This is a genomic window from Flavobacterium sp. Sr18, from assembly GCF_011064265.1.
GTDB lineage: Bacteria > Bacteroidota > Bacteroidia > Flavobacteriales > Flavobacteriaceae > Flavobacterium > Flavobacterium petrolei.
On record NZ_CP049329.1, the window covers coordinates 405007 to 418027 of the forward strand.

The window sequence follows — 13021 nt, forward strand, 5'->3', positions numbered from 1 at the left end:
AGAAAAAAAAATGAACACACGCGATACTTTTTTAAAAGAATTTCGAGGACAGACAATCGGTTCCGTAACCACACAATCTACTACGGAAGAATCATTTCAAAATGAAGTGCTTCGTCCCATTTTAAAGCTACAAAATGATTTGTTTATAGCGTCATTTACTAATTATATAAGCAAAAATAAAGTTGATTTTTACAGTAATTCTGCTGATAAAAAGTCAACTATTATAGAAAAAGCAATCCAAAAAGACATCAAGTTCAGAAACGCTTTGAAGGGAATGATTATCGGGTTATTCACCGCCGATGAATATGCTGTTTATGTAAAAAACTCTTCAAATATCAACAAAAGAATGATGAGTATGCTGGTAGAACGATTAAAAAGCCAAGTGCAGCTGTTTGAGATTTAAAAAAGCTGTTAAAGGCAATATTTCGTTACGTGTATAATTGATGAATCTATTTCAAATAGTAATTTTAGGAGATATTTATCCGTGATTTGAAAATGAAATTCGCTTTGGATTTAAAACTCCACAATGTTAAAACAACTTCATTTATTGTTTATAATTTAAAAATTTGCTGCTTCTTAATGTAAATATTACTATTTCTTTCTAATTTCACAATCCTAATCTTTTTTATAATAATTATCAGTTAAGTTAGTTTTTATCTGAAATTTGTATAATTTTTTTCATTATAATTGTTAAAAGTAATTTTATGAAGGAAGAATATTTCAAATGGCATTCCCCAAATTTAAATAGAGATATTGAAATGTTGGTTTTTGGACATGCGGGATATCCTGTAATCTTATTTCCAACTTCTATGGGAAGTTACCATGAAAATAAAGATATGGGATTGATAGAATCCGCAAAATGGTACCTTGAGCAAGGTTTAATCCAAATATTTTGTCCGGATAGTATTGACAAAGACAGTTTTTACAATAAAAATATCCATCCCGTTCACCGTATAGAAAATCATGTCAGATATGACAAAATGATTTGCCATGAACTAGTTGAGAGGGTAAAAAACAATACGCCCTCAGGCAAAGTAGCTATGGCAGGTTGCAGTTTTGGTGGTTATCATGCCGCAAATTTTGCATTTAGACATCCGGGTTATGTGAGTCACTTATTTTCTATGAGCGGCGCTTTCAATATCAAGAGTTTTTTGGATGGTTTTCATAATGATGACGTTTTTTATAACAGTCCGGAAGATTATCTCTATGGTCTTAATGATCCAGAATTATGGAATATGGATATTGTCCTTGGAACTTCAAACTGGGATATTTGTTTTGATGCCAATCTAAAATTAAGTAAAGTTTTAAGCGATAGAAATATGCATCACTGGCTAGATATTCGTCAGGAACACAAACACGACTGGCCGGTTTGGAAAGAAATGTTTCCGCACTACTTATCAAGAATCAGATTTTTTTAGATTCCAATACCAAAAGAAAAAAAATAAAATTAAGTAATTTATAAACGTATCAAGATGAAAAAAATTGGAATTTTATTTGGAATGGAAGACACTTTTCCACAAGCATTTATTGATCGTGTCAATTCAAAAAACGAAAAGGGAATCATTGCGGAAGCAGTAGCTATAGATAAGGTAGTTCAGAATAAAGATGGAGAATATGCTGTAATTATTGACCGTATTTCACAAGACGTCCCTTTTTATCGCGCCTATTTAAAAAACGCTGCTTTAACAGGAACAAATGTAATTAACAACCCTTTCTGGTGGAGTGCTGATGATAAATTTTTTAATAATGCATTAGCTGACACACTTGGAGTTCCACTTCCCAACACAGTGATTCTTCCTTCGGCGGAACATCCTACGGACACGACCGGAAAATCATTCCGAAACTTAAAATACCCAATGGATTGGGAAGGAATATTTGAATATATTGGCTTTCCGGCCTACATGAAACCTTATGCTGGCGGTGGTTGGAAAAACGTTTACCGCTTGGAAAACATTGAAGAGTTTTGGGAAAAACATCAGGAAACGGGACAGTTAGTGATGATGTTGCAAGAGGAAATCGTTTTTACGGAATACTTCAGAGTATATTGTTTGGGTTGTAAGGCCGTTAGGATTATGCAATATGAACCAAGAAATCCGCATCATTTACGTTATGTAATTGATGGTCCTCCAGTAGATAAAAAATTGTTGGCCACCATAAAAGATTATACTTTAAGACTATGTAAAGGTTTGGGATACGATTTTAATACAGTAGAATTTGCCGTCAGAGATGGAATCCCTTATGCGATAGACTTTGGAAATCCAGCTCCTGATGCCGAGTTGACTTCTGTAGGTGCTGAAAATTTTGAGTGGGTTGTGGAAGAAGCTGCGAAAATGGCAATCGCTGCTGCAAAAAAACAAAAATCTGGAAAAATGAACCTGACATGGGGTACTTTTATCAAAGATGCAGTAAAATAGTTTTCAGTCACGGTATTCAGTAAACAGACTGAAAACTGCGACTGCGACTGAACACTAAAAAAATAATTATGTTAAAGAAATTACCTGTTTTTACACTTGGTGTAGAAGAAGAATATCAAATTATAGATCCTGAAACTAGAGATTTACGGTCGCATTTATCCAAAATTGTGGATGGTGCAAAGATAATTTTGAATGAGCAGGTTAAGGCTGAAATGCATCAATCTGTGGTTGAAGTGGGCACTAATATTTGCAATAATGTAAATGATGCCAAAAATGAGATTCGGTTTTTACGTTCGAAAATCGTTGAATTGGCAGACAAACAAGATCTTATTGTGGGCGGAGCGGGAACGCATCCATTCTCAAAATGGCAAGATCAGCCCATTACGGATGATCCCCGATACCACGATATTGTAAATGAATTGCAGGATGCAGCGCGTTCAAATTTGATTTTTGGAATGCATTGTCATGTAGGTATTGAAAATCGTGATATTGGCTTACAATTGATGAATCAGGCCACTTATTTCTTGCCGCATATCTTTGCGCTTTCGACTAATTCCCCATTTTGGGAAGGAAGACAAACAGGCTATAAATCCTTTAGAACAAAGGTTTTTGATAAATTTCCAAGAACGGGTCTGCCGGAATATTTTGATTCAGTTAGTTCGTATGATAATTATCTGGAAACTTTGGTAAAGACGAATTGTATTGATAACCCTAAGAAGATTTGGTGGGATTTACGATTACATCCTTTTTACAATACGATTGAATTCAGGATTTGTGATATGTCTTTGACTGTAGATGAAACCATTTGTATTGTCGCAATTATTCAAGCAATTGTAGCTAAACTTTATAAATTGAATATGAATAACACCAGTTTTAATGTGTACAGACTCGCTTTGATAAAAGAAAATAAATTTCGTGCAGCACGTTACGGGATTGAAAATAACATGATTGATTTTGGTTTACAAAAAGAAGTTGAAACTAAAATGCTTATTCTGGAATTGCTTGATTTCATTGATGATGTTGTGGACGAATTGGGAAGTCGTTCCGATATAAATTACGTTCATGAAATTCTGAAAAATGGAACCGGAGCTGATAAGCAACTCGCAATTTTTCAAGAAACGGGAGATTTGTCCAGAGTGGTTGACTTTATAACTAGTGAATTTACTAAAGGATTATAAAAATAAAACGCTTAGTATGTTTTGCAGGCCGTCATAAAATATAAGTTACCTTTGCACATTGTTTTTAAAAATAGATTATGTCCAATAAAATCATAAAAATCGCCCTTTTAGATATGTACAATGGAGAACCTAATCAGGGAATGCGTTGTATTATTGAAATTATCAACAGATTTAGTCCGGTGGTGAGTTTTAAAATATTTGATGTTCGACTAAAAAGCGAGTTACCTGATATAAAATCCTTTGATATTTATATTTCAACCGGTGGTCCTGGAAACCCTTTAATTGGAGATGGAAATTGGGATGTAAAATACTATGAATTTATTGATTCGCTGAACAAATGGAATGCTGAAAACCCAGTTAAAAAACATGTTTTATTTATTTGTCATTCTTTTCAAATGGCCTGCCTGCATTTTGGACTGGCAACGGTGACCAAAAGAAATGATACTTCTTTTGGAGTGATGACCATGCATAAAACGAATGAAGGGAAAACAGATCCTTTATTTGAGGGTTTAGCAGATCCTTTTTACGCGATTGATTCCAGAGACTACCAAGTTGTACAACCTAAGTTAAGTGTTTTTGCGAAAAAAGGCGCCAAGATTATTTCATTAGAAAAAATCAGAGATCATGTTCAATACGAACGTGCGATCATGGCAGTTCGTTTTACCGATTATTTTGTAGGTACACAATTTCATCCTGAAGCAGATCCGATAAGCTTTGTAACCCATCTAAGAAATAAAGAAGCAAAGGAAAAAATTAAGGAAATGAAAGGGAAAAAGAAATTCAGAAATATGCTGGAAGATTTATTAGATGATGACAAGATTTACAGAACAAATGAAACTTTGATTCCTAATTTTCTGCGAATAGCAATTAATGACTTGATGAAAACTAAAAAAACATTCTCAAATTAACTTAATATATTCCAAATGATTACAAAATATCGGGAGTTATTTAATACTCAGTTTACAGAAAGTAAATATCAGGAATTCAAAAATGATATTGCTTCCGATTTTAATTATTTGCCTACTTTCCGCTTAGCTGAAACCCCTTTTTTTATTTCGAAAGAGTTAAAAGAACAACTAATTGAAGGTTGTAATGATGTTATAGATTTTATTCAGAGAGAAGACTTTAAGTTACTTACAAACAAATCATTAGAGCTTAACCCTAAAGTTCCAAATGAGGACAATCACACTACTTTTTTAGCGATTGATTTTGGAATTTGTGAAGAAGATGGTCAAATTATTCCTAAACTAATCGAAGTACAAGGATTTCCTTCTTTGTACAATTATCAGTTTAATTTATATGAAAAGTTCCAGAACCATTTCCCTTTTCTTAGTGAATTGACTCCTTTTATAAATAATATTCAGCCACAAGAATATATGGATATTTTGGAAGAAGCAATTTGCAATCATCATCCAAAAGAAAATGTTATTCTGCTTGAAATAGAACCTGAAAAACAAAATACCAAGATTGATTTTTATTATTGTAAAAGAGATATCGGAATTTCAATTGTATGCGTTACCGACTTGATCAAAAAAGGCAAACAATTATTCTATAAAAATGCGATCGGAGAGGAAATTCTCGTAAAAAGAATCTATAATCGGGTTATTTTTGATGAATTGGATTTGCGAACAGATTTAAAATTAAATTTCCATTTTTCTGATGAACTTGATGTGGAATGGGCAGGACATCCTAATTGGTTTTTCAGAATCAGTAAATTTATTTTACCTTTTTTAAAAGGGAAATACTTTATTGAAACGACTCTTTTAAGCGAACTTAAGGAAATCCCCAAGGATTTAGAAAACTATGTTCTAAAACCACTATTTTCATTTTCAGGGACAGGCGTTATTTTTCATGTTACAAAAGAAGATATCGAATCTGTAGTTGAAAAAGAGCATTATATTCTTCAAAAAAAGGTGAACTACCTTCCTATTGTACAATCTCCTGAAGGAAAAGTCAAAGCAGAAGTTCGCTTACTTTGCATTTGGAAAAAAGAGGATGCTGCTCCTACTCTAGTCTGCAACTTAGTACGATTAAGCCGAGGTGAAATGATAGGTGTAAAATTCAACCAAGATAAAGATTGGGTTGGCGGAACACTTGGATTATTTGAAAGGTAAAATATTCTGTGATTATTTTCGAGGGACCTCATTTTGTTATTTTTAAACAAATATTCATCTCTTTCTTAAGTAAAAACTCAAAAAAATTGAGACAATTTTCCATTTTACCTGAGAATAAGAGCTTTGATTAAAACAAATTTTAGCTTTCTTATTTTTGTCTCTTTTTCATCTTGTCCTGTGGCAAATTGAAATGTAAATCAATTATACTATCTAAGATTAATTTAAATTTTTAGTAATTATACCTAAAAATATTTTTGCCAACTTAACAGCTTTGTTACATCTTCATTTTAGCAACTCTTTTTAATGAATTTTCACTTTTTAACAGCTTCTACGTATTATTTATTTGAACTTTTATTTGTTTGTAAAGCAATAATATTTCCGATTTTAGCAACACAGAATTTCACGACGTAATTTACAGTTCTTTTTTAAGTAGTATTATTGATGATAATGTCATTTTAACGCATTGAAAATCCTGAAAATAAAAATTAATGAAAATTTTATCAGTTAAAACTTATATATTAGAAATAAAAACGACAAAAAAAAGAATTTTAAATCATTTCCGACTTGTAAAAAATATATTTTTTATCGTAATAATAGATTCCAGATAGTGTTTACTGAATTTTTTAAAGAGATTCCCTTAATAATTTGAAAAATATGGAATTATTCAATATTTTAACATAAAAAAAACTAAGCTGTTTTTTTTTTCTTTATTATTGTATAGTTATAATAATTTAAGAATAATCAACAATTTTAATAATTAGCAAATGAATAGAAGAGAAGCACTTAAAAGCGTTGCGTTTTTGATGGGAAGCGCAATCTCAGCAACTACAATGGGCGTTTTATTTGAAAGTTTTACTTTGCCCGAACAAGAAAAAAATCACGTGTCTTTTTCTGCTACGGATGAGGAAATTTTGGCTGAATTCGCAGACATCATTATACCAACCACAGCCTCTTCGCCAGGAGCTAAGGCTGCAGGACTGGGTGCTTTTATTCCAATGATGATTAAAGATTGTTATCCTGCAAAACTGCAAGAAATTTTTGCTTCTGGATTAAAGGCAATGCAATACCAATGTTCTAAAGATTTTGGTAAAGATTTCTTGTCAATGTCAGTTGAAGAACGTCAAAAACTAATGACTTCATTGCGTGATGAGGCAATTGCCAGCAATAGAGCTCCTTCATTCTTTTTATTAGCTAGAGATTTAACTCTTCTTGGGTATTACTCTTCTGAAATAGGTTGCACACAAGCGCGCGAATATTTACCTGTTCCTGGACGTTATGATGGAAGCGCAACTTATACACTAGGACAAAAAGCTTGGGCTACCAATTAATTGTTTGCTATTATCTTAAACTATTTAAATAAATAAAAAAACTAAACGTGAATATAAATACCAATTTAAAAGCGGAAAATACATACGATGCTATTGTAGTAGGATCAGGAATTAGTGGTGGTTGGGCTGCAAAAGAACTTACCGAAAAAGGTTTAAAAGTTTTGATGTTAGAACGCGGAATGAATATTGAACACATTACAGATTATGAATCTGCAATGAAAGCTCCATGGGAATTTGAACATGCAGGTAAACTTACAGAAGAACAAAAACGAACACATCCAGTTCAGACAAGAGATTATCCATACAATGAAGCTACCGAAAAATGGTGGGTTAATGATTTAGAATGTCCATACACAGAAGACAAACGTTTTGACTGGTACAGAGGATTTCATGTGGGTGGAAAATCGTTAATGTGGGGTCGCCAAAGTTACCGTTTTAGTGACCATAATTTTGAGGACAATGCTAAAGATGGTCATGGTAATGACTGGCCTATTCGTTATAAAGACCTTACTAAATGGTACGATTATGTGGAGAAATTTGTAGGAATCAGTGGGCAAGCAGAAAACTGGCCATTATTACCCGATGGTAAATTTTTGCCTCCAATGGATTTAAATTGCGTTGAAAAATCAGTTAAGGAAAGACTTGAAAAACATTATAACAAAACACGTATTCTGACTATTGGCCGTACAGCAAACTTAACTGTACCTCATAAAGGACGTGGTAGTTGTCAATATAGAAATTTATGCAGCCGTGGTTGTCCGTTTGGAGCATATTTCAGCACACAATCATCAACATTGCCTGCTGCTATGGCAACGAATAGGCTTACCGTAAGACCCTACTCTATCGTGAATCATATCATTTATGATAAAGACACCAAAAAGGCGAAAGGAGTAATGGTTATTGATGCAGAAACAAATGAAACTATGGAGTTTTATGCCAAAATTGTTTTTGTAAATGGTTCAACCTTAGGATCAACATTCATCTTATTGAATTCTACTTCAGAGGCACATCCAAATGGGATGGGTAACGCTAGTGGTCAATTAGGACATAATCTAATGGATCATCATTTCCGTTGCGGTGCTGAAGGAAGTGCTGAAGGTTTTGAAGATAAATACACTTACGGAAGAAGAGCCAACGGAATTTATATTCCAAGGTATCAAAATGTTGGAAATGATAAAAGAGATTATTTAAGAGGTTTTGGATATCAAGGTGGTGCCAGCAGAGGATTATGGCATAAAGAAGTTGCCGAATTAGCTTTTGGTGAAAACTTTAAAGCTACCATGTCATTACCTGCTGATTCTTGGAGCATGGGATTAGGTGGATTTGGAGAAATGTTGCCATATTACGAAAACAAAGTGTATATCGATCACAACAAAAAAGACAAATGGGGACAACCTGTTTTGGCTATTGATTGTGAATACAAAGAGAATGAAGCTAAAATGCGTGAGGATATGATGAATGATGCTGCTGAAATGCTTGAAGCTTCTGGAATCAAAAATGTAAAAACATACGATAATGATTGCTATCCTGGAATGGCTATACACGAAATGGGTACTGCCAGAATGGGGAACGATCCTAAAGATTCTGTTTTAAATAAATGGAATCAAATGCATGAAGTAAGTAATGTTTTTGTTACCGATGGTTCTTGCATGCCTTCTATCGCTTGTCAAAATCCATCATTAACATTTATGGCTTTAACGGCAAGAGCCTGTGATTACGCAGTAAAAGAATTAAAAAAAGGAAATATTTAGGTTCATCATTATGAGAAAATTAAGAATGGGAATGGTTGGTGGTGGTCAAGATGCCTTCATAGGCGCAATTCACCGCTTAGCCGCCAATATGGATGGACTTATAGAATTAAGTTGTGGTGCATTAAGCATAAAACCAGAAACTGCTCTTGCATCCGGAAAGGCTTTATTTCTTCCTGAATCAAGAATATATTTGACTTATGAAGAAATGATTAAAGCAGAAGCGGCATTGCCAGCTGATGAAAAAATCGATTTTGTTACTATAGTTACTCCAAATTTTGCACATTTTGCACCTGCAATGATGGCTTTAGAACATGGTTTTAATGTTGTAATTGAAAAACCAATGACTTTTTCATTGGAAGAAGCAAAACTATTGAAAGAAAAAGTGGAAGAGACTGGATTAATACTTTGTCTAACACATACCTACTCTGGGTATCCAATGGTCAAACAAGCGAAAGCAATGGTTCGAGAAGGTAAACTGGGTAAGATTAGAAAAGTTTTAGTTGAATATCCTCAAGGTTGGCTGAGCACACTTTCAGAGAGAGAAGGAAACGCGCAAGCAGCTTGGAGAACGGATCCTAAAAAATCTGGAAAAAGTTCTGTAATGGGCGATATTGGAACTCATGCCTCACATTTAGCTGAATATATTACTGGTGCTAAAATTACCGATGTTTGTGCAGAATTAAACACCTTAGTTGAAGGTCGTTTGATGGATGATGATGGTGCTGTATTGTTAAAATTTGACAATGGTGCTAAAGGAGTTTTAATAGCATCACAAGTTGCAGCTGGAGAAGAAAATGCCTTAAAAATCAGAGTATATGGTGAAAAAGGTGGAATCGAATGGTTTCAACATGATCCAAACACTTTAACGGTTAGATGGCTAAATGAACCAGCGCAAATTTTAAGAGCTGGATCTAATTATAGCCATTTATCATCTTTTGCTACTCATAATTGCCGAACTCCTGGTGGACATCCAGAAGGTTATTTAGAAGCATTTGCTAATATTTATCGCAACTTTGCTTTAACAGTTGGCTGTAAATTAGATGGTATCGAACCTACTCCTGAAATGCTAGACTTCCCTTCTGTAGAAGATGGAGTGAGAGGAATGGCATTTATAGATAATGTAGTAGCATCATCTCAATCGGATAAAAAATGGACTCCTTATGTTTTATAATAAATTAGGAATTCATAAAAGTTTTAGACAAAATAAAATATGACAACAATACAAGGTCCTGCAGTATTTTTAGCACAATTTATCAGTGATGAAGCTCCTTTTAATTCCTTAGACGGAATTTGTAATTGGGCAGCTGATTTAGGTTTTAAAGGTATCCAAATGCCAACATTAGATACTCGATTTATTGATTTGCAAAAGGCTGCAGAAAGCAAAACCTACGCAGAGGAACTTAAAGGTACAATTGCTTCTTACGGATTAGAAATTACTGAATTATCAACTCATTTGCAAGGTCAGTTAGTAGCTGTTCATCCTGCTTACGATGATTTTTTTGACGCTTTTGCACCGAAAAATGTTCATGGGAAACCAAAAGCAAGACAAGAATGGGCCGTTCAGCAATTGAAATATGCTGCAAAAGCATCCCAAAATTTAGGATTAAATGCACACGCGACTTTCAGTGGTTCATTACTTTGGCAATATTTTCACCCTTGGCCACAAAGACCTCCTGGCTTAGTTGAAGACGGTTTTGCTGAATTGGCAAAACGTTGGTTACCAATTTTAAATGAGTTTGATCAAAATGGGATCGATCTTTGTTATGAAATTCATCCAGGAGAAGATTTGTTTGATGGGGAAACCTATGAAATGTTTTTGAAGGCTGTAAATAACCATTCTAGAGCTTGCTTGTTATATGATCCATCACATTTTGTATTGCAACAATTAGACTACATTCAATACATTGATTTTTATCATGAAAGAATCAAAGCGTTTCACGTAAAGGATGCCGAGTTTAATCCAACAGGAAAGCAAGGAACTTTTGGAGGATATCAAAGTTGGGTAAACCGTGCCGGGCGTTATCGCTCTCCCGGAGATGGCCAAATTGATTTTAAAACTATTTTCAGCAAACTGGCACAATACGATTTCAAGGGTTGGGCAGTTATGGAATGGGAATGTTGCATTAAAAACCAAGAAGATGGAGCACGAGAAGGTGCCGAATTTATAAAAAATCATATTATAAAAGTTACCGACAAAGCATTTGATGATTTTGCTGCTGTGGAAACGAATAAAGCTTTTAATAGAAAAAACTTAGGATTATAAAACTTAAATTGAAATGAAAATGAAATTAAAATATTTGCTTTTTGGGGTTGCTTTAATTGGCTTAACCTCATTTTCTAATGATAATTTAGACACAAAATATACTACTGCAAGTAAAAGAACAAATACTGTTTTTCAAGCATCAGAAGGTGAAAAACTTATTGCTAAATCGGATTGTATTGGATGTCATAAATTAGACAAAAAACTGATAGGTCCCTCCTATTTAGACATTGCAAAAAAATATCCATCTAATGATAAAAATGTAGCTTATTTATCTGGGAAAATTATAAAAGGAGGTTCTGGAGTTTGGGGAACAATTCCTATGTCAGCGCATGCATCTTTGAAAAAGAATGATGCAACATCGATGGCAAAGTATATTTTATCGCTGAAAAAATAATAGTACAGGTGTTTGTAAATTCTTCATCCCTGTAGATTATTCAAAATAAACCATTTCTCAAAATATTTTTTATTTCTATTAACTAACCGTATTAAAAATAAATGAAACAAAAAGAAGACGAAAATAAAATCATAAATAACCGTCGTGATTTTATAAAAACAACTGCAATAGCAGCAGCAGCTTTTATGATTGTTCCTCGCCATGTTTTAGGTCGAGGATTTGTTGCACCAAGTGATCGTTTATCAATAGCAAGTATTGGTGTAGGTGGAAAAGGAAAATCTGATATTGCTATGTTTGCAAGCAGTGGAAAAGCTGATATTTCATTTTTATGTGATGTTGATACCAGAAGAGCCGCTGCAAGTGTAAATGCTTTCCCTAAAGCTAAATTTTACAAAGATTGGCGTGAAATGTTAGACAAAGAGCATAAAAATTTCGATGCTGTTTCTGTTTCTACTCCAGATCATAATCATGCTATTCAAGCCCTTGCCGCCATGCAATTAGGTAAACATGTTTATGTTCAAAAACCTATGGCACATGATATTTACGAAGCTCGTATTTTGACTCAAGCTGCAAAAAAATATAAAGTAGTGACCCAAATGGGAAATCAAGGTGCCTCAAATGATGGTACCAGAATAATGAAAGAATGGTATGAAGCGGGTTTAATTGGAGATGTTCATACTATTCATGCTTGGACAGACCGTCCGGTGTGGCCTCAAGGTATTCCTTGGTCAGCCAATAAAGCCGATATTCCAAAAGAATTAGATTGGGATTTATGGTTAGGAACTGCTCCTTATAAAGACTATGTAAACAAATTAGTGCCTTTCAACTGGCGCGGTTGGTGGGATTACGGTACTGGCGCATTAGGAGATATGGGTTGCCATTTATTAGAAGCTCCTTTTAGTGTATTGAACTTAAAATATGCAAAAGATGTTCAATGTAGCGTAGGTTCTGTTTATGTAGATGAATTTCAAAGAGGGTATTTCCCTGAGAGTTGTCCTCCTTCAAGTCACGTAACCTTAACTTTTCCAAAAACTGAAAAAACAAACGGTGACATTGCAGTACACTGGATGGATGGAGGAATTCAACCTGAAAGACCTTCTGAACTAGGACCTAATGAAATTTTTGGTGATGGTGGAAATGGAACATTATTCACTGGAACTAAAGGAAAAATGATGTGCGATACGTATGGTTTAAATCCTCGTTTGCTTCCTCTTAGTAAAAATGAAAATCTAAAAGTTGCTCAAAAATATAACAGAGTAAAAGACGGCGCCGAAGGTCATTACAGACAATGGGTTGAAGCCGCAATTGCAGGTTACGGGAAAAAAGAATTAAGTTCTCCTTTTGAAATTGCCGGACCTTTAACTGAAGCTTTGTTAATGGCAAATCTTGCAATCAGAGGATACGATGTCATGCGAGAAGAGCTTGGAGAAGAAGTGTATCCAGGACGTTCTGCAAAATTATTATGGGATAATGACGCTATGAGAATTACAAATTTTGATGAAGTAAATCAATTTGTGAAACGTGATTATCGTCAAGGTTGGAAAGCTTTAACTTTATAAGCAAGATTAATTATTAATTC

The 13021-nt window shown here is 34.0% G+C and carries 12 protein-coding genes; all 12 read left to right on the forward strand.

From position 1 onward, the window contains the following. Nucleotides 1–10: 10 nt before the first annotated feature. A complete protein-coding gene (locus G7A72_RS01890; protein ID WP_113665772.1) occupies nt 11–403 on the forward strand; it encodes a glyoxalase in 393 nt (130 codons plus the stop codon). 301 nt (nt 404–704) lie between these two features. Continuing rightward, nucleotides 705–1418 carry an esterase family protein gene (locus G7A72_RS01895; RefSeq protein WP_113665771.1) on the forward strand — a complete coding sequence of 238 codons (714 nt, stop codon included), beginning with the start codon at nt 705–707 and terminating at the stop codon, nt 1416–1418. A 54-nt stretch (nt 1419–1472) separates the two neighbouring features. Next, on the forward strand, nt 1473–2414 hold the full coding sequence (locus tag G7A72_RS01900; RefSeq protein ID WP_165151211.1) for a RimK family alpha-L-glutamate ligase: 942 nt from the start codon (nt 1473–1475) through the stop codon (nt 2412–2414). Between the two features lie 68 nt (nt 2415–2482). Beyond that, on the forward strand, nt 2483–3592 hold the full coding sequence (locus G7A72_RS01905; protein ID WP_113665769.1) for a carboxylate-amine ligase: 1110 nt from the start codon (nt 2483–2485) through the stop codon (nt 3590–3592). Between the two features lie 77 nt (nt 3593–3669). Further along, entirely contained in the window at nt 3670–4500 is an 831-nt protein-coding gene (locus G7A72_RS01910) for a type 1 glutamine amidotransferase (protein WP_206531522.1), read from the forward strand. 15 nt (nt 4501–4515) lie between these two features. Continuing rightward, nucleotides 4516–5706, forward strand: a complete 1191-nt coding sequence (locus G7A72_RS01915; RefSeq protein WP_165151212.1) for a hypothetical protein — start codon at nt 4516–4518, stop codon at nt 5704–5706. 764 nt (nt 5707–6470) lie between these two features. Next, nucleotides 6471–7034: a gluconate 2-dehydrogenase subunit 3 family protein gene (locus G7A72_RS01920; protein WP_165151213.1), complete on the forward strand. Its 564-nt coding sequence runs from the start codon at nt 6471–6473 to the stop codon at nt 7032–7034. Between the two features lie 47 nt (nt 7035–7081). Further along, on the forward strand, nt 7082–8785 hold the full coding sequence (locus tag G7A72_RS01925) for a GMC oxidoreductase (RefSeq protein ID WP_165151214.1): 1704 nt from the start codon (nt 7082–7084) through the stop codon (nt 8783–8785). A 10-nt stretch (nt 8786–8795) separates the two neighbouring features. After that, nucleotides 8796–9956, forward strand: a complete 1161-nt coding sequence (locus G7A72_RS01930; RefSeq protein WP_241258562.1) for a Gfo/Idh/MocA family protein — start codon at nt 8796–8798, stop codon at nt 9954–9956. A 39-nt stretch (nt 9957–9995) separates the two neighbouring features. Further along, entirely contained in the window at nt 9996–11048 is a 1053-nt protein-coding gene (locus G7A72_RS01935) for a sugar phosphate isomerase/epimerase (protein WP_165151215.1), read from the forward strand. Between the two features lie 19 nt (nt 11049–11067). Further along, nucleotides 11068–11442, forward strand: a complete 375-nt coding sequence (locus tag G7A72_RS01940) for a c-type cytochrome (RefSeq protein ID WP_113633950.1) — start codon at nt 11068–11070, stop codon at nt 11440–11442. Nucleotides 11443–11543: 101 nt separating this feature from the next. Then, entirely contained in the window at nt 11544–13001 is a 1458-nt protein-coding gene (locus G7A72_RS01945; protein WP_165151216.1) for a Gfo/Idh/MocA family protein, read from the forward strand. Nucleotides 13002–13021: the final 20 nt, after the last annotated feature.